Source organism: Micromonospora sp. NPDC048842 (assembly GCF_040649935.1).
GTDB classification, from domain to species: Bacteria; Actinomycetota; Actinomycetes; order Mycobacteriales; family Micromonosporaceae; genus Micromonospora; species Micromonospora hortensis.
On sequence record NZ_JBEZGK010000002.1, the window covers coordinates 110,593 to 132,249 of the forward strand.

The 21,657-nt window shown below is 72.3% G+C and carries 22 protein-coding genes and 1 pseudogene; 12 read left to right on the forward strand and 11 right to left on the reverse strand.

Annotated features, from left to right (window positions below):
- Window positions 1-24: 24 nt before the first annotated feature.
- Window positions 25-858: a dimethylargininase gene (ddaH, locus tag AB0C19_RS03025; RefSeq protein WP_357178539.1), complete on the reverse strand. Its 834-nt coding sequence runs from the start codon at window positions 856-858 to the stop codon at window positions 25-27.
- A 59-nt stretch (window positions 859-917) separates the two neighbouring features.
- On the opposite strand from ddaH, the gene AB0C19_RS03030 reads away from it, so the two are divergent.
- Both AB0C19_RS03030 and AB0C19_RS03035 read left to right on the forward strand, forming a co-directional pair.
- Window positions 918-1,382 carry an Lrp/AsnC family transcriptional regulator gene (locus AB0C19_RS03030; protein WP_030331732.1) on the forward strand — a complete coding sequence of 155 codons (465 nt, stop codon included), beginning with the start codon at window positions 918-920 and terminating at the stop codon, window positions 1,380-1,382.
- Window positions 1,383-1,454: 72 nt separating this feature from the next.
- Entirely contained in the window at window positions 1,455-2,411 is a 957-nt protein-coding gene (locus tag AB0C19_RS03035; protein ID WP_357178543.1) for a zinc-binding dehydrogenase, read from the forward strand.
- Between the two features lie 6 nt (window positions 2,412-2,417).
- Here AB0C19_RS03035 and AB0C19_RS03040 read toward each other — a convergent pair whose 3' ends face one another.
- The 3 genes from AB0C19_RS03040 to AB0C19_RS03050 form a co-directional block, all read right to left on the reverse strand.
- Window positions 2,418-3,524: a hypothetical protein gene (locus AB0C19_RS03040; RefSeq protein ID WP_357178546.1), complete on the reverse strand. Its 1,107-nt coding sequence runs from the start codon at window positions 3,522-3,524 to the stop codon at window positions 2,418-2,420.
- A gap of 81 nt (window positions 3,525-3,605) precedes the next feature.
- Window positions 3,606-3,872 carry a DUF6457 domain-containing protein gene (locus tag AB0C19_RS03045; protein WP_357178549.1) on the reverse strand — a complete coding sequence of 89 codons (267 nt, stop codon included), beginning with the start codon at window positions 3,870-3,872 and terminating at the stop codon, window positions 3,606-3,608.
- Window positions 3,869-4,660 (reverse strand): NTP transferase domain-containing protein, encoded by a 792-nt coding sequence (locus AB0C19_RS03050; RefSeq protein WP_357178552.1) that lies wholly within the window; start codon window positions 4,658-4,660, stop codon window positions 3,869-3,871. The genes AB0C19_RS03045 and AB0C19_RS03050 overlap by 4 nt, the downstream gene beginning before the upstream one ends.
- Before the next feature lie 319 nt (window positions 4,661-4,979).
- On the opposite strand from AB0C19_RS03050, the gene fdhD reads away from it, so the two are divergent.
- Window positions 4,980-5,846 carry a formate dehydrogenase accessory sulfurtransferase FdhD gene (fdhD, locus tag AB0C19_RS03055; RefSeq protein ID WP_357178555.1) on the forward strand — a complete coding sequence of 289 codons (867 nt, stop codon included), beginning with the start codon at window positions 4,980-4,982 and terminating at the stop codon, window positions 5,844-5,846.
- A gap of 13 nt (window positions 5,847-5,859) precedes the next feature.
- Here fdhD and AB0C19_RS03060 read toward each other — a convergent pair whose 3' ends face one another.
- The 4 genes from AB0C19_RS03060 to AB0C19_RS03075 all read right to left on the reverse strand — a co-directional run bounded on the left by AB0C19_RS03060 (window position 5,860) and on the right by AB0C19_RS03075 (window position 8,444).
- Entirely contained in the window at window positions 5,860-6,576 is a 717-nt protein-coding gene (locus tag AB0C19_RS03060) for a GAP family protein (RefSeq protein ID WP_357178558.1), read from the reverse strand.
- Window positions 6,577-6,692: 116 nt separating this feature from the next.
- Window positions 6,693-7,091: a hypothetical protein gene (locus AB0C19_RS03065; RefSeq protein ID WP_357178561.1), complete on the reverse strand. Its 399-nt coding sequence runs from the start codon at window positions 7,089-7,091 to the stop codon at window positions 6,693-6,695.
- Window positions 7,088-7,339 carry a hypothetical protein gene (locus AB0C19_RS03070; protein WP_357178564.1) on the reverse strand — a complete coding sequence of 84 codons (252 nt, stop codon included), beginning with the start codon at window positions 7,337-7,339 and terminating at the stop codon, window positions 7,088-7,090. The genes AB0C19_RS03065 and AB0C19_RS03070 overlap by 4 nt, the downstream gene beginning before the upstream one ends.
- Window positions 7,340-7,400: 61 nt before the next feature.
- Entirely contained in the window at window positions 7,401-8,444 is a 1,044-nt protein-coding gene (locus tag AB0C19_RS03075; RefSeq protein WP_357178567.1) for a DUF4192 domain-containing protein, read from the reverse strand.
- A 173-nt stretch (window positions 8,445-8,617) separates the two neighbouring features.
- On the opposite strand from AB0C19_RS03075, the gene AB0C19_RS03080 reads away from it, so the two are divergent.
- From AB0C19_RS03080 to AB0C19_RS03100, 5 genes are all read left to right on the forward strand, one after another.
- Entirely contained in the window at window positions 8,618-9,532 is a 915-nt protein-coding gene (locus tag AB0C19_RS03080) for a fructosamine kinase family protein (protein ID WP_357178570.1), read from the forward strand.
- The gene (moaA, locus tag AB0C19_RS03085; protein WP_357178573.1) at window positions 9,529-10,542 is read left to right on the forward strand and encodes a GTP 3',8-cyclase MoaA; all 1,014 of its coding nucleotides are present in this window, start codon (window positions 9,529-9,531) and stop codon (window positions 10,540-10,542) included. Before AB0C19_RS03080 ends, moaA begins: the two co-directional genes overlap by 4 nt.
- A gap of 2 nt (window positions 10,543-10,544) precedes the next feature.
- On the forward strand, window positions 10,545-10,799 hold the full coding sequence (locus AB0C19_RS03090) for a MoaD/ThiS family protein (protein WP_357178576.1): 255 nt from the start codon (window positions 10,545-10,547) through the stop codon (window positions 10,797-10,799).
- Between the two features lie 13 nt (window positions 10,800-10,812).
- Window positions 10,813-12,057, forward strand: a complete 1,245-nt coding sequence (locus tag AB0C19_RS03095; protein ID WP_357178579.1) for a metallophosphoesterase — start codon at window positions 10,813-10,815, stop codon at window positions 12,055-12,057.
- Between the two features lie 61 nt (window positions 12,058-12,118).
- Window positions 12,119-15,298 carry a UvrD-helicase domain-containing protein gene (locus AB0C19_RS03100; protein WP_357178582.1) on the forward strand — a complete coding sequence of 1,060 codons (3,180 nt, stop codon included), beginning with the start codon at window positions 12,119-12,121 and terminating at the stop codon, window positions 15,296-15,298.
- 187 nt (window positions 15,299-15,485) lie between these two features.
- On the opposite strand, the gene AB0C19_RS03105 is transcribed toward AB0C19_RS03100, so the two are convergent.
- Together AB0C19_RS03105 and AB0C19_RS03110 are read right to left on the reverse strand one after the other, a co-directional pair.
- Window positions 15,486-16,130: a prepilin peptidase gene (locus AB0C19_RS03105; protein ID WP_357178585.1), complete on the reverse strand. Its 645-nt coding sequence runs from the start codon at window positions 16,128-16,130 to the stop codon at window positions 15,486-15,488.
- 10 nt (window positions 16,131-16,140) lie between these two features.
- On the reverse strand, window positions 16,141-17,145 hold the full coding sequence (locus AB0C19_RS03110; RefSeq protein ID WP_357178588.1) for an EamA family transporter: 1,005 nt from the start codon (window positions 17,143-17,145) through the stop codon (window positions 16,141-16,143).
- Between the two features lie 435 nt (window positions 17,146-17,580).
- On the opposite strand from AB0C19_RS03110, the pseudogene AB0C19_RS03115 reads away from it, so the two are divergent.
- From AB0C19_RS03115 to AB0C19_RS03125, 3 genes and pseudogenes are all read left to right on the forward strand, one after another.
- A pseudogene (locus AB0C19_RS03115) lies at window positions 17,581-18,048 on the forward strand (hypothetical protein); the annotation flags it as partial.
- A 422-nt stretch (window positions 18,049-18,470) separates the two neighbouring features.
- Complete coding sequence (locus AB0C19_RS03120) at window positions 18,471-18,920, forward strand: hypothetical protein (protein WP_357179477.1); 450 nt, start codon at window positions 18,471-18,473, stop codon at window positions 18,918-18,920.
- A 156-nt stretch (window positions 18,921-19,076) separates the two neighbouring features.
- Window positions 19,077-20,318 (forward strand): ATP-binding protein, encoded by a 1,242-nt coding sequence (locus AB0C19_RS03125; protein ID WP_357178591.1) that lies wholly within the window; start codon window positions 19,077-19,079, stop codon window positions 20,316-20,318.
- Between the two features lie 25 nt (window positions 20,319-20,343).
- Here AB0C19_RS03125 and AB0C19_RS03130 read toward each other — a convergent pair whose 3' ends face one another.
- Window positions 20,344-20,892 (reverse strand): N-acetyltransferase, encoded by a 549-nt coding sequence (locus AB0C19_RS03130; RefSeq protein ID WP_357178594.1) that lies wholly within the window; start codon window positions 20,890-20,892, stop codon window positions 20,344-20,346.
- A gap of 133 nt (window positions 20,893-21,025) precedes the next feature.
- On the opposite strand from AB0C19_RS03130, the gene AB0C19_RS03135 reads away from it, so the two are divergent.
- The gene (locus AB0C19_RS03135; protein ID WP_357178597.1) at window positions 21,026-21,571 is read left to right on the forward strand and encodes a DoxX family protein; all 546 of its coding nucleotides are present in this window, start codon (window positions 21,026-21,028) and stop codon (window positions 21,569-21,571) included.
- Window positions 21,572-21,657: the final 86 nt, after the last annotated feature.

The window sequence follows — 21,657 nt, forward strand, 5'->3', positions numbered from 1 at the left end:
GGCCGGCCCCGAGACGCTCGCGGGTCAGTGCCGCAGCTCGGCGATGCAGCACTTCACACTGCCGCCGCCCTTCTTCAGCTCGGCCAGCTCGACCGGGACCGGGGTGTATCCGGCCGCCTTGAGCTTGCCGGCCAGGCGGGTGGCCTCACTGTTGAGCACCACGTTCGCGCCGTCGCTGACCAGGTTGAGCCCGAAGGCCATCGCATCCTCGTCGTCGGCGATCACCGCGTCCGGGAAGAGCTGGGTGAGCACCCGCTGGCTGGCTGCGGAGAAGGCGCCCGGGAAGTAGACGACGTTCGTGTCGTCGATGGCCGCCAGCGCCACGTCCAGGTGGTAGAAGCGGGGGTCGATCAGGCGCAGCGACACCACCGGACGACCCAGCGCCTCCTGCGCCTCCGCGTGTGCGGGGATCTCGGTACGGAAGCCGTGCCCGGCCAGGATGAGCCCGCCGTGCGCCTCCGGCACGTACGCGAAGTCGCCCTCACCCTCGTTGGTCTCGCCGGGTGCGATGAACCGCCAGCCCTGCGCCTCGTAGAACGCGTGGTGCGCGGCGGCCTCGGCGGCCCGCTGTTCGTGCTTGAACCGTGCGCCGTAGACGCTGCCGTCCACCACGAAGCCGCCGTTGGCGGCGTAGACCATGTCGGGCAGGCCCTGCTCGGCGGTGAGCAGGTGCACCTCGTGGCCGAGGCCGACAAGCGTCTCGCGCAGCCGGTCCCACTGCTTGACGGCCAGGTCCCGGTCGACCGGGGTGGTCACGTCCATCCACGGGTTGATCGCGTACTCGACCGCGAAGTACTCCGGCGAGCACATGAGATATGTCCGCTTTCGCGGGAAACGCTGCTGGTTCACGGTCACCAAGAGTAGGTACCGTAGAACTTTGAAAACAGCCACAAGCGTTGCTTCCCAGAGGCGGAACGTTGCAGATAGACGCGGTAGACCAGCGGATCATTGCGTTACTCGTCGCGGACGCCCGCGCGTCGTACGCCGACATCGGTGCCCGGGTGTCACTCTCCGCCCCGGCGGTCAAACGACGCGTCGACCGACTGCGTGCCACCGGCGTGATCAGGGGATTCACGGCCGTCGTTGATCCGGCCGCCGTCGGCTGGACCACGGAGGCCTTCGTCGAGCTGTTCTGCGCCGGCCGGACCACCCCCGCGCAGATCGGCGTGGCCGCCCGCCGACACCCCGAGGTGGTCGGCGCGTACACCGTCTCCGGGGAGGCGGACGCGCTCGTGCACCTACGCGCCGCCGACATCGCCCACCTGGAAGCGGCACTGGAGCGGCTGCGTGCCGAGTCCTTCGTGACCTCCACCCGCAGCACCATCGTGCTCTCCCGGCTGGTCGAATCGCCCGGCGTCGGCCCGTCCGCCGGCACCTCTTGACCTCAACCCAGGTTGAGGAGGTGGACTGGCAGCGAGTGGGCGAGGCAGCCCATCGGGGCCGAGGGGGCTGTCATGCGGGCGATCTGGTTACGTGAGTTCGGTGGGCCCGAGGTGCTGGTGCCCGGCCCCGCGCCCGACCCGGTTCCCGGTCCCGGCCAGGTGCTGATCGACGTCGCGCACGCGAACATCACCTTCATCGAGACGCAACTGCGCGCCGGACACCCCGGCCCGTTCCGCCTCACCCCACCGCTGATCCCCGGCAACGGCGTCGGCGGAGTGATCACGGCGATCGGGCCGGACGTCGACCCGGCGCTGACCGGGCAGCGGGTGGTCAGCGCCACCGGAGGTTCCGGCGGTTACGCCGAACGCGCGGTAGTGGACGCGTCGGCGACGATCGCGGTGCCGGCCGGGTTGGCTCTGGACGAGGCGGTGGCACTGCTGGCCGACGGGCGGACCGCCACCATGCTGATCGAGGCGGTCGGCGTCCGCCCAGATGACCGGGTGCTGGTGGAGGCCGCGGCCGGCGGCGTCGGCAGTCTGTTGGTGCAGCTCGCGGTCCGGGCCGGGGCCCGGGTGATCGGCGCGGCCGGTGGGCGACGCAAGGTGGACCTGCTACCCGGCCTGGGCGCCGAACTGGCCGTCGACTACCTGCTGCCCGAGTGGGCCGAGCAGGTCCGCGCTGCGGTGGGCGCTGTTGACGTGGTGCTCGACGGGGTCGGCGGTTCGGTGGCCCGGGCGGCCTTCGGCCTGCTCTCCCCGGGCGGCCGGATGGTCAGCTTCGGGCTGGCGAGCGGGGAGTGGTCCCCGGTGTCGGCGGAGGCCGCTGCGGCTCGGCAGGTCACACTGGTCCGCCCGGACGTGCCGCCGGCCCGGCTGCGGGCGTACACCGAACAGGCCCTGGCGGACGCGGCGGCCGGCCAGCTGCGACCGCTCATCGGCCAGCGCTTTCCACTGGAACGCGCCGCCGACGCGCACGCCGCCATCGAGGCGCGCGCGACGGTCGGCAAGACCCTGCTGGACGTGGCCTGATCGAGCTCAGAGGTACATGCCGGTGCGGTGCTCCGACTCGTCGCGCCGGACCGGCTTGTCACCCTCACCGAAGAACCGCTTGCCACCGAACTCGCCGTGCAGACGGTCGTCCAACTCGTCGGCGAGACCGGTCATCACCTGCACCGCCAGCATCAGATGGGTCGCCTGGAAGTTACGGCCGAACACCGGGATGGACGCCCAGACCGTGTCGTCGGCGCAGTAGAGGCGGCCGATCGGCATCCGGTTCGTCAGCTCGGAGAGCTTGACGTAGAGCCGCTCGGTCGGCTCCACCTCAGTGAGCACCGGCGAGAAGACGTCCACCAGGGGCGGATTGTCCCGCACCCGCACGAAGACCATCGCCGAGCCGGCACGGATGGTGATGTCGCCGTCCGAGTCGATCTGCAACCGGTCGGTGTCCGACTTCAACATGGTGGAGACCACTGTGCGGACCCGATCGGCCAGGTCGAGCACGTCGTCCCGCTCGACCTGCGAGGCGGCCGCCTCGGCCAACGCCTCCTCCAGATCCGCCTCGACGTCGGCGTCCGGACCGAACTCGCTACGGGCGGTGCCCAGCGCGTCCACTGCCAACGGCTCGCCCTCGGCGTCATGCACCAGATAGACGAGGAAGGCCGGGTGCGGAGCACCGTAGACATCCCGCAGCGTGCGGGAGAGCAGCGTGGCGACCTGCGTCGACTCGGCAGTCGTGGCGTTCAGCCCGAAGGAACCGCCGGAGCCGGCGACCACCCCGGGCGGGGACCAACCGAGCGCGACCATGTCCGCCACCGCGCCGCGGTCCAGTCGGTAGCCCGCCGGCAGAGCCGCGTTGCCGACCGCGCGGGCGGACAACACCCGGTCCGCGTCCACGTCGACGCTTATCGAATAGACGGCGTCCCCGGTGCCGGAGGCGGTGGGGTCCAGGGTCACGTCGAGGTGCGCGCCGACGGGAAGTTCCCGCAGCCGTACGGCGAGCGCGCGGGCGAACTCCCGCCACGCCTCGGTCACCTTCGCCCGCAGGTCGGTGGTGCTGGGCTCGTCGAGCAGGATCGATTCCGCCGGCTCCGTCGAAGCGCCGGGCAGCTCACCGTGCGGCGCCGAGGGGTGGTCAGCCGTCATGATCGCCTCCGTCCGTCACGATCACCCTACCCACGCCGCCTGTTGGTCGAATCAGCCCGGACCGGGATCGGACAGCGGCGGTCAGGGGGCTGTCGGGTCGGCGGGGTCGGCGCCCAGCTCCACCGGCCAGGCGCCCGCCAGCGCGGTGAGCCGGGCCGCGGCGTCCGCCGGGTCCGCGCCCCGACCAACGGCCAACCCGAAGAGGTACGCGGTGACCGGCGCACCCGGACGCAGCACCTGATGGGCGACGTCCCGGGCCAGATCCAGCACCGCCGGCACCGGCACCGCGGCCGGGTCCAGATCCAACTCGGCGCACACCGCCGTGACCCAGTCGTCCATCACCGTCATCGCGCCCACTCCTCCGCCCGGCGTACGTCCTCGTCAGTGTCGCAGTCGAACCACGGCGGCGGACCCTCGCCGGACCAGGCCATCTCCCGCACGACGAGACCCGCGAGCAACGCCCGGACCGGGGCTCCGGACAGGCTGCCACCTCGCTCAACCCTCAGCCGGTCCAAGGCCGCCCGCAGCGCGGCGACCCGCCAGACGCCGCAGAGCGACTGCCGCCGCCCGTCCCCGTCCACGAAGCACGCCCCGTCCGGTCCCCGCTCAGCGCCGCCGAGGCCGCTGTAGACCGGCGGAGCAACGCCGCTGTGGGCCGGCGGCGCCGACGCAACGCCGCTGTAGGCCGGCGCCGCCGGGGCGGAGCCGCCGTGGGCCGGCAGCGCCGGAGCGGAGCCGCCGTGCGCCGGCAGCGCCGGAGCGGAGCCGCCACCCGCCGGTTCGGTGTCGGGGGCCTCAAGGTCGAGGTGTTTCAGCAGGTCGCCGATCGCGGTCCGGGTGAGCAGTGGCAGGTCGGCGGCGAGCAGCGCGACCACCGTGACGTCGGGATCCAGCAGCGCCAGGCCGGCCGCCGCCGCAGCGACCGGACCCCCGCCGGGCGGGTCCTCCCGGACGACCCGCACACCCGCCGGCACGGCGTCGGCCGCACCGACCAGCACGCGCGGCGTCGCGTCGCTGACGGCTGCCAGCACCCGGTCGCGCATCGGCCGGCCACCGACCGGAAGCGCGGGCTTGTCGACCCCGCCCATCCGTCGGGCGGCCCCACCCGCGAGCACCACTGCGGCGTACGTCCCCACCCGCCCACCGTAGCCGTGCCCACGCCCGCTCGGGCCGGCCTGCCCTTCGCCTCGCCCCTCGCCCCTCGCCCCTCGCCCCTCGCCCCTCGCCCCTCGCCCCTCGCCCCTCGCCCCTCGCCCTGGTGATCATGAAGTTATCGCTCGACACGCCCACGACACGCGCGGACAACTTCATGATCAACGCGTGAGGGCGGGGTGGGGGCGGGTCGGAGTGGGGGCGGGTCGGGCGGGTGGGCGGCGCTCGGTCGGGTCGGCGCTTGCGGGTGCCCGATGGCCGGCGGTCGTGCGGGTGTGCCGGCGGGGGGTGGAGGATGGCGGGATGGGACGGGCAACTGATCGACGCGGCGTACTCCGGATCGACCTGGACGCGGCGACCGCCGGGCGCGGGTCGGTCCGCCGGCCGGACACGCTCGCCGTGGAGGAGCCGCTGGAGATCCGGGTCGGCGCGGCCGGCCCCGGCCGACGCCGGCCGCTCGCCGTCACCATGCGTACTCCCGGCGACGATCTGGACCTGGCCATCGGGTTCCTGCTGACGGAGGGGCTGATCCGGTCGACCGACGACGTGTTGACAGCGCAACTCTGTGCCGGCGCGGAGACGCCGAACACGTACAACGTGGTGGACGTGGTGCTCGCCCCCGGCGTACCGGAACCGACCACCGACCCGTCCCGGAACTTCTACACGACAAGCTCCTGCGGGGTCTGCGGCAAGGCCAGCATCGACGCGGTACGCACCCGGTCGCTCTTCCCTGTCGCGGCGGACCCGCTCAGCGTGCCGGCCACGCTGCTCGCCGAACTGCCCGACCGGTTGCGCGCCGCCCAGCGCGGCTTCGATCGGACCGGCGGGCTGCACGCGGCGGGGTTGTTCACCCCCGGCGGTGAGCTGGTGGTGCTCCGAGAGGACGTGGGCCGGCACAACGCCGTGGACAAGGTGATCGGCTGGGCCGTGCGGGAACGCCGACTGCCGCTCGCCGGGCACCTGCTGCTGGTCTCCGGACGGGCCAGCTTCGAGCTGACCCAGAAGGCGTGGATGGCGGGGTTGCCGCTGCTGGCCGCGGTGTCCGCCCCGAGCACCCTCGCCGCGGAACTGGCCGACGAGGCAGGGATGACGCTTGTCGGCTTCCTGCGCGGGCGGACCATGAACGTCTACGCCGGGCCGCACCGGATCACTGTGGAGCAGCCAGCCTGACGGGAGTGGCCCGTCAGCGACCGATCCGGTCGATCAGGTCGAACAGGGCCAGCCGTGCGGCGGCATCACGGGCGATCAGGAAACCGGCGATGCCGAGGATCCAACCCAACGCGCTGCCCGCCTTCGTGACGATCCAGGTGTTCAGGCGGGCCAGCACCGGCTCGACCAGTCGCGGGCGGGCCACCCTGGCACCCAGCAACAACACCGCCGGCAGCACCATGACCAGGCAGTACCCGGCGAGCAGCACCACCACGCTCGCCGCTCCCACCTCCGAGGTGGCCAACAAGCCAACCGCACCGAGGTACGGAAGCATGGTCGCCACCTCGGCAAGCGCCGCGAGCAGCGCGAGCCCGACCAACCAGCGGGCCGAGGAATCTCCGGCGGTGGCCCGGTCCCGCCAGCGCAACACACCACCGGTACGGGGACGCCGCTTGCCGTCGTAGCGGAAGCTGAGCGCCAGCATTCCCACGCCCAGGACGAGTTGTGCCCAGAGGACGCCTCGGTTGTCCAGGGCGCCGCCCAGCGCGTCGCCCAGCCTGCTGCCTCCCCAGACCAGCAGCAACCCGACCGCGAGGTAGAACACCGCGATGGTGGCGAGGTAGCCCAGGATCCGCCGGACGTTGACTGGCCCGGGGGCGAGCAGCAACCAGACCGGGATGAAGAGGGTGCCGATGCTGGTGCTGTCGATCAACGCCAGCCCGGCCAGCGACAGCAGCAACTCGGGGGTCATGTCGTACCGACGCGGAGAAGGGCCACGAGATCATTCTCCGGCGGCGGTGAGCCTGCCGCGTCGGCCGTGGACAGGAGTAACGCGTACATCCTTCGACGGAGGCGTCGCCGGAGCCGTCACCCCAGGTCGAGGATGCTCCAGTTGGTGGGGAGCACCTTCGCCGCCACAGTGGGTTGCACTGTCGCGTAGTGCGCCTCGTGGGTGAGTGCCGCGCGGGCGGCCTGGCCGAACGAGATGTCTCCGGCCGCGGCGCGAGCCAGCTTGCCGGTGTCGCGCACGTCCTCGGCGTCGAGCGGCAGCAGTCGGATCATCGGGGCAGTCGTCATCAGGGCCAGCAGCGCGGCATCGATCTCGTCGGCCACGCTCGCGAATGCGACAGCCAGGCAGGTCGCGGGGATGGCCACCTGCCGACCCTCGTCGGCGACCTCCAGCATCAACTCCCCCACCGAGACGTTGCCCTCGATGTAAGCCGTCAACGCCGACGCGTCGAACACGACAGCGATCTGATCGCTCATCCGGCGCGTCCCAACATCCGGCGCCCCTCGGCGAGAGCGTCCGCCGGAATGGGCGTCGCCAGGCGCTCCCGCCATCGCGCCCTGCCCGCCTCGGTCACCTCGATGCCGGCTCGCCGCAGCACCTCGTCGAGGTGCCCGCGGGCCATCTGGACCCGTACCGCCGCGGTGATGGCGGCCGAGACGTTGGGCTGCTGGTCGAGCCACTCCGCGACGTCGTCGGGGAGGCTCACGGAGCGCTTCACTGTCACGCTCGCCAGCCTAGCAACGTCGGTAGCACCGGCGGTATTACCGCACGGATGGCCGGGCCGGTCAGCGGCGGCCACGTCGGCTCCGTTTGCGGGGCCGGATGACGCCGGGCATCCCGACCGACGGCCAGCCGTCCAACTCGGCCGGGGGCACACCCCGCCGGAGCAGGTCGTCCAGCACCAGGGCGAGCGGGTAGTCGGGGTGCAGGCTCAGCGTGCGTTCGAGCGCGACCGCCGCCAACGCGCCCTGACCGGCGCGCCAGGCGGCGAACGCCAGCAGCGCACCCGGCGCGGCGGCCATCTCCGGCTCGGCGCGGCGCAGCACGTCGGTCCAGAGGGCGATGTCCCGGTCCCGGCCGTCGGTGCGTTCCCACGCGTGATCGCGGACCGACAGGTGGGTCATCAACAGGCTCAACCAGGCCACCTCGTCGTCGTCGAGCCGCTCACCACGCCGCTGCCGGCGCTGGGCCTCGCGGACCGCCGCCACCCCGGCGGCGCGCAGCGCCCGCGCTCCGAGCAGGTCACTCTCGGGTGCCTGCTCGATCAGCTCGGCCAGTCTCAGCTCGGCGCGGGCGGTTGCCGCGCGGGCCGCCTCCCGGGCCGGGCCGTCCACCGGTGCCACCTGCGCCACCAGGGCGGACCGGTCGGGGAGTGCGACCTGACCCGCGAAGATCGCCGAGGCGGTCACCCGGTTGACTGTCGGGTCGTAGCGGCGCCCCTCGGGCGGGCAGCAGTCGGGCTCGGTGCAGAGGTAGGACCACCAGCGGCCGTCGGTCACCCGCAGCGCGTCGAGCACGTGCAGCCCGAAGTCGTTCAACGCGTCGCGCACCGCGTCCACGGCCGGGGTGACCCGCTCCGGTTGCCCGTAACCCACGACGGTGGCGGCCTCCGCGCCCTGCCGGCGGATCACACCAGCCAGGTGCCCGGCCAATCCGCCCAGCTCGGCCGGCTCGGGCAGGTCCGCGCGGGCGGCGAAGACGATCTGTCGGCCGACCAGCGCCACGGCGACCACGCTGTCGGTGGGATGAAAGCCGAGCAGGTACGGCACAGCGGCGATCAGGTCGGCGGGTGAGCGGACGGCGAGCTGGGGGCGTTCGGTCGAGGTCATGTCGGAAGCCTGCGGCGGGTGTACCAGGCCCTGCCACCCCTGTGGACGACACGCGACTTATCCACAGTTACTGAACGTGTTTTCCCTGCTCACGCCACACCTACGGGTGCGGAAAGAGCGCCGATGTCGTCGGGCGACACCTGGCTGTCGTAAGGAGCGGTTACCGTGCGCTGATGGACCTGGCGTACCTGCGCGCGCATCCGGCACACCTCCCGACTTTCCGAACCCATCAGCGGCTCCGGGAGACGCCGGTCGCCGGTGGAAACATCTGCGCGGCCGCCCGGCTCACCCTCGACGACGGCCACTCCGTCTTCGCCAAGTCCTGGCCGGAGGGTGCCGACCGTCCGGCGCCGGAGGGCTTCTTCGCCGCCGAGGCCGCCGGGCTGCGCTGGCTACGGGAGGCGGGTGCGGTCGGCGTACCCGAGGTGATCGTGGTGTTGCCGGAGCTGCTGGCGCTCGACTGGGTGGAGCCCGGCGAACCGACGCCGGAGGCCGCAGAGCGCTTCGGTCGGGAGTTGGCCGGGCTGCACGGTGCGGGCGCAACCGCCTTCGGTGCCACCTGGCCAGGGTTCATCGGCTCGCTCCCACAGGACAACACCCCCACGGCCGGGCGCTGGTCGACCTGGTTCGCCGAGCGACGCCTCGCCCCCTACCTGCGACGCTCGGTCGACGGTGGCGCGCTGACCAGCGCCGATGCCGCTCTGGTCGAGCAGGTGATCGGTCGCCTCGACGGGCTCGGCGGCGACGAGCCGCCCGCGCGCATCCACGGCGACCTGTGGCCGGGCAACGTGCTGTGGGGTGCCGACGACCGGGCCTGGCTCGTCGACCCGGCAGCGCACGGTGGGCACCGGGAGACGGATCTCGCCCAGCTCGCCCTCTTCGGCGGCATCCCCCACCTGGATCGGGTGCTGGCCGCCTACCAGGAAAGTTGGCCACTACCGGACGGTTGGCGTGACCGCGTGCCGGTGCACCAACTGCATCTGCTGCTCGTGCACACAGCACTCTTCGGCGTCAGCTTCCGAGATGTGGTCGTCCAGACCGTCCGTGGCGTCCTGAGCCGGGCCGAGCGCGCTACGGTCGACAGGTGAGCGTCGCCCCGAGGACCGACGGCGTCCTCGTCGACCGGTACGGCCGTGTCGCCCGGGACCTGCGTGTGTCCCTCACCGACAAGTGCAACCTGCGCTGCACCTACTGCATGCCGGCGGAAGGTCTCCCCTGGCTGGCCGGCCCCGAGTTGCTGACCGACGAGGAGATCGTCCGGCTGGTCCGGGTGGCTGTCGAGCTGCTCGGCGTGACCGAGGTGCGGTTCACCGGCGGTGAGCCTCTGATCCGACCCGGGCTGGTCGACATCGTGACGGCGGTCGCCGCCCTTCAACCCCGCCCCCGGGTCTCGCTGACCACCAACGGCATCGGCCTGGATCGGCTCGCCCCGGCGTTGCGGGCGGCCGGCCTGGACCGGGTGAACGTCTCACTCGACACCCTGGACCCCGACCGGTTCACCAGGCTCACCCGCCGCCCCCGCCTCGATGCGGTTCTGGCCGGGCTCGCCGGGGCGGCGACCGTCGGGCTCAGCCCCGTGAAGATCAACTCAGTGCTGATGCGTGGTGTCAACGAGGACGAGGCGCCGGCGCTGCTCCGCTTCGCCCTCGATCACGACTACCAGCTGCGGATCATCGAGCAGATGCCGTTGGACGCCCAGCACGGTTGGGCCCGCGACACCATGGTGACCGCCGAGGAGATCCTGGCGTCGCTGCGTACCGTCTTCGATCTGAGCCCCGATCCGGCCGAGCGCGGCGCGGCACCGGCGGAGACCTGGCTGGTCGACGGAGGCCCCGCCCGGGTCGGTGTGATCGCCAGCGTCACCCGTCCCTTCTGCGGGGACTGCGACCGCACCCGGTTGACCGCCGACGGCCAGGTCCGTGCCTGCCTGTTCGCCACCGAGGAGTCGGATCTGCGCGCCGCGTTGCGCACCGGTGCGGACGACGACGAGTTGGCCCGGCGCTGGCGTACCGCTATGTGGGGCAAGCGCGCCGGGCACGGCATCGACGACCCCACCTTCCTCCAACCGACCCGCCCGATGTCGGCGATCGGAGGCTGAGCGTGGAGGGGACCCCGCTGACCGTCCGCTACTTCGCGGGCGCCCGCGCCGCCGCCGGCCGCACCGAGGAGGCCATCTCCGCCGGGCGGTCACTGGACGACCTCACGGCCGAGCTGACCCAGCGCCACGGCGACCGTCTCGCCGGGGTGCTGCGGGTGGCGAGTTTCCTCGTGAACGGCGTCACCTGTCATGATCGTCAGGCACCCCTACCGGCCGGGGCCACGATCGATGTCCTGCCCCCGTTCGCGGGCGGCTGAGGGAGGCGCACACATGATGGCGGTTCTGGGGTTCGTGGCTGTCCTGGCGCTGGTCACCGGTCTGATCCACCTCTACCTGTGGAAGCGGCTCGTTCGGGACACCACAACGCCGGGCCGTTGGCGACGGATCGGCGGGATCGCCGCCCTGGTGCTGGCCCTGCTCGTGCCGGTCACCCTCGCCGGAACGCAGGCCGGACTCTACTGGCTCGCCTGGCCGGGCTACCTGTGGCTCGCGCTGATGTTCTACCTGCTGGTCGTCCTGGTCGTGCTGGAAGTCCCGATGCTGGTCACCCGGCTGGTGCTGCGTCGCCGGGTGGTCGCCGCGGAGCCCACCACCGCCGCCCCCGAGCCGGTGCTGGTCGGTGCCGCCGGGCCGACCGAACCACCGGCAGCCGGCGCCGTGGCGGCACCGGACCACGACCCGTCCCGTCGGTTGCTGCTGGCCCGCGGGGCGGCCATCTTCGCCGGCCTCACCGCCACCGGCGTCACCGGGTACGGCATCCGCACGGCGCTGGGCCCGCCCCACCTCGACCGGGTGCGGATCCCACTGGCCAAACTCCCCCGCAGCATGGACGGCCTGCGCATCGCCACCGTCTCCGACATCCACCTCGGCCCGCTGCGCGGGCGGGCACACACCGAGCGGATCGTCGCCGCGATCAACCGGCTCGACGCGGACATCGTCGCTGTCGTCGGTGACCTGGTCGACGGCTCCGTGGCCGAGCTCGGCTCGGCCGCCGCGCCGCTGCGCGACCTGCGCTCCCGCTACGGCAGCTTCTTCGTCACCGGCAACCACGAGTACTACTCCGGCGTGGAGGAGTGGGTCCAGGAGGTCGACCGGCTCGGTCTGCGGGTGCTGCAGAACCGGCGGCAGGAGATCCAGGCCCGGGGCGGTGTGCTCGACCTGGCTGGCGTGAACGACATCACCGCTGTGGGCACCGGCCTCGCCGCCGGGCCGGACTTCGCCGCCGCCCTCGGTGACCGCGACCCGAGCCGACCCGTTGTCCTGCTCGCGCACCAGCCGCTGGCCGCCAAGGAGGCGGCCCGCTACGGCGTCGACCTGCAACTGTCCGGGCACACCCACGGCGGGCAGATGGTGCCGTTCAACCTGGCCGTCAAGCTGGAGCAGCCGGTGGTCAGCGGGCTCGGCGAGGTCGACGGCACCAAGGTCTACGTGACCAATGGCGCCGGTTTCTGGGGGCCGCCGGTCCGGGTCGGCGCGGAGCCGCAGATCAGCCTGGTGGAGCTGCGCTCGGCATAGCGGAGGTCACGTACGCGCGTGGCGGCGGGTGGCCGGCGCGGCGGGCGTGACAGGATGCGGCGTGCCTCCGTTCAGCGCCGTACCCCCCGGTGGCCTACCGCCATTCGTCGCGGACCTGCACATCCACTCGAAGTACTCGCGCGCGTGCAGCCGTGACCTCACCCTGCCGAACCTCGCGTGGTGGGCCCGGCGTAAGGGCATCGGCCTGCTCGGCACCGGAGACTTCACCCACCCCGCCTGGTACGACCACCTGCGGGAGACGCTGCGCCCGGCCGAACCGGGGCTCTACCGGCTCGACCCGGAGGCGGAACGGGACATCGCCCGTCGGCTGCCACCGCGGCTCGCGCACACGGCGGAGGCGGACCCGGTCCGTTTCATGCTGAGCGTGGAGATCTCCACCATCTACAAGCGGGACGACCGGACCCGCAAGGTGCACCACCTGATCTACCTGCCGGATCTGGACGCGGTGGCCCGGTTCAACACCGCGCTGGGCCGGATCGGCAACCTCGGCTCCGACGGCCGGCCGATCCTCGGACTGGACTCCCGCGACCTGCTGGAGATCACGCTGGAGGCCAGCCCGGACGGCTACCTGGTGCCGGCACACATCTGGACTCCCTGGTTCTCCGCGTTGGGCTCGAAGTCCGGCTTCGACGCGATAGCGGACTGCTACGCCGACCTGGCCGAGCACATCTTCGCCGTGGAGACCGGGCTCTCCTCCGACCCCGCCATGAACTGGCGGGTCGGCAGCCTGGACAGCTACCAACTGGTGTCCAACTCGGACGCGCACTCGCCGCCGGCGCTCGGCCGGGAGGCGACGGTGCTGACCGCCGAACGGGACTACTTCGCCGTTCGGGAAGCGCTGCGAACCGGTGACGGTCTGGCCGGCACCATCGAGTTCTTTCCCGAGGAGGGCAAGTACCACGCGGACGGGCACCGGCTGTGTGGGGTCAACTGGTCACCGGAGCGCACCCGAGCGGCCGGCGGGCGCTGCCCCGAGTGCGGCAAACCCCTCACCGTGGGTGTCCTCAGCCGGATCGAGGAGTTGGCGGACCGCCCGGACGGGCACCGGCCGGCGCACGCCCGGGACGTCACCCACCTGGTGCCGCTGGCCGAGATCCTCGGCGAGATCAACAAGGTGGGTGCCCGGTCGAAGAAGGTCGAGGGTCGGCTCAACGAGTTGCTGGCCGCACTCGGCCCCGAGCTGGAGATCCTGACCACCACCCCGCTGGCCGAGATCGCGCAGGCCGGTGGTGAGCTGCTCGCCGAGGGCATCGGACGGCTGCGGCGCGGCGACGTCCGCCGGGTGCCCGGTTACGACGGCGAGTACGGCGTGATCACGCTTTTCGACAGGGCCGAACTGGGCGCGCAGGAGACGCTGTTCGACGTACCGGTGCCGGCGCAGCGACGACCCGCGGAGCCGGCTCCCCGGGTCCCGGCCAAACGCCCGGCGGCGGCCAAGGCGGAGCCGAAGCGGAAGCCGGTCCCGGCACCCGCGCCGCCGATCGCATCGCCGCCGTCTCCGCACGAGCCGTTCGAGCCGATGCTCTCCGGCATGGAGGAGGTCGGCACCGGCCTGCTGGACCGACTGGACGCCATGCAGCGGGTGGCCGCCTCCGCACCCGGCGGTCCGTTGCTCATCGTGGCCGGTCCAGGCACCGGCAAGACCAGGACGCTCACCCACCGGATCGCGTACCTCTGCGCGGAGCTGAACGTCTTCCCCGAGCACTGCCTCGCGATCACGTTCACCCGCCGGGCCGCCGAAGAACTGCGGCACCGGCTCGACGGCCTACTCGGCCCGGTCGCCGAAGACGTCACAGTGGGTACGTTCCACGCGTTGGGGTTGACCATCCTGCGGGAGAACGCCGACGCGGCGGGTCTGCCGGCCGACTTCCGGATCGCCGACGACGCCGAGCGGGCGGCAGCGCGCACCGAGGCCGGCGACGACAGCGCCGCGTACGTGTCGCTGCTGCGCAAGCAGGACCTGGTCGACCTGGACGAACTGGTGACGCTGCCGGTGGAGCTGCTGCGGGCCGACCGGAAGCTTGTCGAACGGTACCGGGACCGCTGGCGGTGGATCTTCGTCGACGAGTACCAGGACGTCGACGAGGTGCAGTACGAGCTGCTGCGGCTGCTCAGCCCCGCCGACGGCAACCTCTGCGCCATCGGAGACCCGGACCAGGCCATCTACTCGTTCCGGGGTGCCGACGTCGGCTACTTCCTGCGCTTCTCCGAGGACTTCACCGACGCCCGACTGGTCCGGCTCAACCGCAACTACCGCTCGTCGGCCCCGATCCTGGCCGCCGCCGTGCAGGCCATCGCGCCGTCCTCGCTGGTCCGGGGCCGACGACTGGACCCGGCCCGGCTCGACCCGGAGGCTCCGCTGGTCGGGCGCTACCCGGCGGCGTCCGTGGCAGAGGAGGCCGACTTCGTGGTGCGTACCGTCGACGATCTGGTCGGCGGGTTGTCGCACCGTTCGCTGGACTCGGGCCGCATCGACGGCCGGTCCACCTCGCTGTCGTTCTCCGACATCGCCGTGCTGTACCGCACCGACGCGCAGGCCGCCCCGATCGTGGACGCCCTGGCCCGGGCCAACATCCCCGTGCAGAAGCGTTCCCACGACCGGCTGCGGGATCGGCCCGGGGTGGCCGCCATCGCCCGCGAGCTACGGCACGCCGACGGTCTGGCCGGCTCACTTGCCGCCCGGGTGCGGCTGGCCGGTCAGGTGGTCGCCGAGCGGTTCGCCGTGCCCACACTGGACGGCGCCAGCAACGCGGTCCGGCCCGAGGACGTCCGCTCGGCCGTGGACCTGCTGACCCCGCTGGCCCGACGCTGCGGTGACGACCTGGAGGCTTTCCTGTCGCAGTTGGCCACCGGCGCGGAGGTGGACGCGCTCGACCCGCGTGCCGAGGCGGTCACGCTGCTCACCCTGCACGCCGCGAAGGGCCTGGAGTTCCCGGTGGTCTTCCTTGTCGGTGTCGAGGACGGGCTGTTGCCGTTGCGCTGGCCGGGCTCGACGCCGGACGAGGACGCCGTCGCCGAGGAGCGCCGGCTCTTCTTCGTCGGCCTGACCCGGGCCCAGGACCGGCTGTACGTCAGTCACGCCGCCCGCCGCACCCGGCACGGCGCCGAGCGCGACTGCGCCCCCTCACCGTTCCTCAACACCATCGACCCCGGCCTCTTCGAACGCTTCGGCGAAGCCGAGCCCCGCCGCCCCAAAGACCGCCAACTCCGCCTGATCTAACCCGGTCCCCACGCCCCGCGCCCCTCCACCCCGCGCCCCTCCACCCCGCGCCCCTCCACCCCGTCGATCTTGCACTTTCGGTCGTCGTTGTGCGTGGAATGCACCTTATGTCGGCGCAGAAACTGCAAGATCGACGAAGCCGGGGGGCGGGGCCGGGGCGGGGCAGGGCGGGGCGGGGCGGGGCGTTTTAGGTGAGGAGGGGGGCTAGCCAGGTGCCTACCAGCAGGGCCGGGCCGAGGGGCAGCAGGGTGTTCCGGTGCACCTTTCGGGTGGCGAGCAGGCCGAGCACCACACCGCCGTGCAGCACGTGCGGCAGGAGCAGCCCGGTCAGTAGGACGTCCCACCCCAACCAGCCGAGCGGCAGGCCGAGGACGGCGGCGAGTTTCACGTCCCCGAAACCCAGCCGTGAGCCGGGCAGCAGGGCCAGCAGCACGTGTGCCGCGCCCGCCACCGCCGCACCTCCCAGCGCGCCGAGCAGCCGGCCGGGGGTGTCGGACAGCAGCGCCGCGATGGTCAGCCCTCCGAGGGCCAGCAAGCCGGCGACGAGCACCAGCGGGTCGGGCAGCCGCAGGCAGGCCAGGTCGACCCGCGCCAGCACCAGACCGACCGCCGCGACCGCGAGGAAGACCGGCAGCGCCGGGTCGCCACCCACGGCGACGGCAAGGCCGACGAAGACGCTGGCCGCCACCATCGGGTCCACCCAGGGCCGCTGCGGCAGTGGAAACGCCGGTGGCCGGGCGTCCGCTGTGGCGAAACGCCGCGACACCAGTGGTACGACGAGGCCGACCAGCGCGCCGAGCAGCGCGATAGACACCAGCACGGCGGCCGACATGAGCCGGACGTTACTGGCGGTCGCGCACCGGCGTGTCCCCCGATCGTGATCCCGTGCCCGCCCGACGCGGCCGTTCGGTGGTCACCACCAGGGCGACCCCGGCGACGATGACAGCACCGCCGAGCAGCACCTGCGGAGTGATCGGCTCGGCCACGAGCAGCGCGCCGAGCGCCACCGCGACCGCCGGGTTCACGTAGGCGTACGTCGACACCAGCGAGATCGGCGCGTTGTGCAGCAGCCAGACGTACGCGGTGAAGGCCACCAGCGAGCCGGCCACCATGAGGTAGCCCAGCGCCAACCAGGACCGGGTGCTCACCGCCGCCGGGTGGAAGTCGGCCAGTTCGCCACGACCGGCGGCGACGGCCACCAGAAACAGCGCGCCGGCCATCATCTCGTACACCGTAGCCACGAACGGGTCAGCGGGCATCCGGATCCGTCCGGACAGGAACGACCCGACCGACCAGGAGGTGGCCGCCGCCACCACTGTCAACGCCCCGATCAGCGGCACCGCTGCCGAACTACCGCCCGGCAGCACCAGCAGGATGAGGCCGACGAAGCCCACCGTGACCCCGGCGAACGTCCAGATCGGCGGTCGATCCCCGGTGGCCGAGCGCAACAGCACCACCAGCAGCGGCACCGTGGCCACCAGCAGCGCGGCGATCCCCGACGGCACCGCCACTCCCGGCGGCCCCGATTCGGCGAGCACCACCAGGCCGTTGCCAGCGGCGAGCAGGAGCACCCCGACCAACGCGGCCGAGCCGAGTTGCCGTCGGTCCACCCGCAGCGCGCCGGGGCCTCGACGCAGTCGCAGCACCACCGCCAGGACCAGGCCGGCCACGGCGAACCGGAGCGCTGCCGACAACAGCGGAGGCATCGTCTCCACAGTGATCCGGATGGCCAGATAGGTCGACCCCCAGAGCACGTAGACCACGATCAACGCGGTCCAGATCAGTGTCGGGGTGCTGCTGGCACGACGGCCGGCGAGGGCCGTGGCGCTTGGTAAAGGTGAGCTCATCAGTGGACCACGCTACGGTGACCCCGGAGTCCGCGTCGCGCTTTGGTGGCCGGCCTCTCACCACTCGTGCAGGAGGGCGGCATGACGAACTACGGACAACCGGGGAGCGGCCACCCGGGGCCGTGGCGTGGGCAGAGACCCGACGAGACGGCCGGTCGACCGGCGCAGCAGCCCTACCCGCCCGCGGCGGAGCCCTACCCGCCGGCGGTCCCGTCGTACCCGCCCGCACCGCAGGGACGACCCGGGCCGTACGGCGGCCCACCCAACCCGCCCTACGGTGCGGCGCCCGGCGCGCCCTACGGTGCAACTCCGCCCTACGGCGGCGGAACGGATACGCCCTACGGCCACGAGCCCCGCACGCCCTACGGCGGCTCGTACCAGCCGGCCCAGCCGACCCAGCCGTACGGCGGGCAGCCGTACCGGCCCGACGACCCGTACGGCGAGGATCCGGCACCGAGCCGGCGCGGTCGGGGGCCGTTGATCGCGGTACTGGCCGTCGTACTGCTGGTGGTGGCCGTCGCTGGCGCGTTCTGGTTGCGCCGTGGGCAGAGCGACCCGGTGCCGGCAGCCGCGCCGAGCAACTCGGCCGTTGCCGGTGAACCCAGCGCGGACGCGGTCGAGCCCGCGCCGAGCGCGGCAGCACCGGAGTCGTCGGCCGATCCCCGGTTCGCGAAGGTCGGCCAGTGCGTCCGCAACGACGGCACCGCCGGCGGCAAGCCGAAGCTGCTGATCAGCGGCTGCACCGCGAAGTCGTACGAGGTGCTGAGCCGGATCGACGGCCCGACCAGCGGCGAGCGGGACGCCGAGGCCAAGTGCGGCAAGGTCGAGGGCTACACCAACTGGTATTTCTTCGACAGTGAGCTGGACACTCTCGACTTCGTCCTCTGCCTCAAGCAACGCTGAGACCCTCCACCCCAGGGGATGACATGACGACCTACGGACCTGCGGGTTCCGATCAGCCGGACGATCCGTACCAGCGCCCAGCCAGTGGGCCTGACAGCTCACCGCCGGACGACCCGACAGTGCCCCAGTGGAGCGCCCCGCCTTCCGCGGACGATCCGACCCGGCAGCAGTGGAGTGCTCCCCCGACCGACGCGGAGCCACCGACGGCACCCCTGTGGGCGCCGCCGCCCACCAACCCGGAGCCGCCGACCACGCCGATGTGGGCGCCGCCGCCCACCTCGGGCCCGGGTTACCCACCGCCCGGGCCGTTCCCACCGGCCGGGCCGTTCCCACCGGCGGGCCCGATGCCCGGTCAGCCGGCCGGGCCGACACCGGGCCAGCCACCCGCGCCGTGGGGTCAGCAGCCTCCCGGTGGCTACGGGATGCCGCCCGTCGCGCCGGTGAAGAAGACCGGCCGCAACGTCGCTCTCATCATCACTGCGGTGGTGCTGCTCGTGCTCTGTCCGTGCCTCGGCCTGGCCGGATGGGCGATCTGGAAGGTGGCCGACGCCGGCGGTGACGCGGCGCGTGCCCCGTCGACGAGCGCCCCGGGCGTTCCACCCGCGCTGCCCAGCGACGCCCCGACGTCGGCCGCCCCGACTCCGGGCGAGGAATTCGCCAGGGGTGACTGCGTGGTGAACGACGGCAGTGAGAACGACGCGGACCTCCGCAAGGTGCCCTGCGGCCCGAACACCTATCAGGTGCTGCTGCGAATTCCGGCGACCACTGACGGCGACCGGTGCGAGACGCTCGCGCCGCAGGCGACCGCGAACTACGTGCACGACAACTCGGTCGACCTGTTCGACTACGTGCTCTGTCTGAAGAAGCGCTAGCCCGATCTGGCCGATCGCTGGTCCGATTGCCAAAACTAGGGCTGTCTAGCATGGACGCTAGACAGCCCTAGTTTGTGGTCGACGGTCTCGACACGCCGGTAGCCCCATCTATCCATGTCTAGCCTCGCAGCTAGATGGCCCGATAATCTGCGATGCGTGGATCCGGTCCGCAACCCGTACGCGCCGGGCGCCGGTCAGCGTCCGCCCGAACTTGCCGGGCGGGGGCGAGAGCTGGACGTCTTCGACATCGTGCTCGAACGCATCGCCCGGGGCCGACCCGAGCGCAGCCTGATGCTCACCGGGCTGCGGGGCGTCGGCAAGACGGTTCTGCTCAACACGCTCCGATCGCAGGCGATCAACAGGCTCTGGGGCAGCGGCAAGATCGAGGCGCGTCCGGACCAGTCGTTGCGCAGACCGGTCGCCGCCGCGCTGCACATGGCAGTCCGGGAGCTCGCCCCCCGCCACCGCGCACCCGACCGGATCGACGCGTTCCTCGGCGTCCTCAAGGCGTTCGCCCAGCGGTCCAACCCGACCGGCCGGGCCGGTGCCGCCACCAAGCTGCGCGACCGGTGGCAGCCCGGCATCGACGTGCCAGCCGCCAGCGGCCGGGCCGACTCCGGCGACATCGAGATCGACCTGGTCGAGCTGTTCAGTGACGCCGCCGCCGTGGCCAGTGACGTCGGCACCGGCATCGCCATCTTCATCGACGAGATGCAAGATCTCGGCCCGGAGGACGTGTCGGCGCTCTGCGCCGCCTGCCACGAGCTGTCCCAGCTCGGCGCGCCGCTGATCGTCGTCGGCGCCGGCCTTCCGCACCTGCCGGCAGTGCTCAGCGCCGCCAAGTCGTACTCCGAACGGTTGTTCCGCTATCAACGCATCGACCGGCTCGATCGGATCGCCGCCGACCGGGCGCTCTGCGCGCCCGCCGAGCGCGAGGAGGTCGAGTACGAGCAGAAGGCACTCGACCTGCTCTACGAGAAGTCCGGCGGCTATCCCTACTTCGTCCAGGCGTACGGCAAGGCCACCTGGGACCACGCGCCGCGCTCGCCGATCACCGCCGCTGACGTGCGGGTCGCCGCACCCGAGGCGGAGGCCGAGCTGGCGGTCGGGTTCTTCGGTTCCCGGTTCGAACGGGCCACTCCCGCCGAACGCGAGTACATGCGGGCGATGGCGATGATGTCAGCGGTCGAGGGCGAGCCCGGCACCGTCGTCCGCGACGACATGGACGCCGCGGTGCCCACCGCGGAGATCGCCCGTGCCCTCGGCCGCAAGCCGGCCAGTCTGTCTCCGGCCCGGGACGCGCTGATCAAGAAGGGGCTGATCTACTCCGGTGAGCGGGGCACTGTCGCCTTCACCGTCCCGCACTTCGGCCGGTACCTGCGGACCCAGCCGGCCTGACCCCCAACAATCGCGTCGACCCCGGTCAGACCTTCGACCAGGGTGCCGGGAAGAGCACCTCACCGCGAGGCGGGGGCCCCTCCTCGCTGGTGGACGGCGGCAGCACCAGCGCCTGCCAGGGTTCACCGAGGCCGGCCCATGGGCCGGTCAGGCCGAGTTCACTCGCCGGGCCGAACCCGAACCGGCGGTAGAAGGCCGGGGCGCCGAGGACGATCACGAGCCGCTCACCCAACTCGGTGGAGGCGTCCAGGGCGGCCTGCACGACAGCCGTGCCGTGCCCGACACGCTGTCGGTGCGGCGCGACCGCCACCGGGCCCAGGGCCAGGACGGGCACGTCCGAGCCTCGCTCCGGCCGCAGCCGCGCCCGGGTGAGCAGCGCGTAGCCGACCACCTCACCGCCGTACTCGGCGACCATTGCCAACTCGGGCAACCAGGCGGTGGTGTCGCGTAGCTCGTCGACCAGGCTGACCTCCGGCGGCGTCGTCACGTCCGGACGGGCGAAGGCCGCGGCCAGTACGCGGCGGACCGGGCCGGCGTCGGCCGGGTCCTCGGGGCGTAGCCGCAGCGTGGTCACCCGCGCGACGTTACCCGCCAGCGCCCGTCCATCCGTGACTGTCGCTCGATTCGGCGTGGCGCACGTGTACGAACACCAATCCGATCCTGCGGTTGACGGGGTAGCAAACGTCGCGACGGGGTATGACTGATCCATGACGCCCGTACGCTCCCTCGCCCGCGCCATGCTGAGCGGCATCTTCGTGGTCAGCGGGTATCGCAACTTACGCAACCCCGACCGGCTTACGGTGGCCGCCAAACCGGTGACCGACAAGGTCGCACCGATGCTGAAGAAGGCACACCCGAGCTTCCCCACCGAGACCGAGACGTTGATCCGGCTCAACGCGGCCGTGCAGGTCAGCGCCGGTCTGATGCTGGCCACCGGCCGGTTCAGCCGACCCGCGGCGCTGGTTCTGGCCGGCACGCTGGTGCCGGTGACCATCGCCGGGCATCCCTTCTGGAACAACGACGACCCGATCGCCAAGAACAACAACCAGATTCATGTCCTGAAGAACCTCGGGCTCCTCGGCGGTCTGCTGCTCGCCGCGGCGGACACCGGCGGCAAGCCGGGTCTGCGGTGGCGGACGGGCCATCGCATCGGCCACTCTCGACGTTCCATGCAGCGCGCCGTCCGCACCGCCCGACGCGAGGCCCGAATCGCCGTCCGCTCCGCGTCCACCGCACGTCGACTCCCCGGCTGACCTGCGTCGATCCGTCTCCGTCTCACCCCCACCCCTCGCTAAGGCCACGAATTACCTGAACCACCCGGTAGGCGTTAACGCGGTGG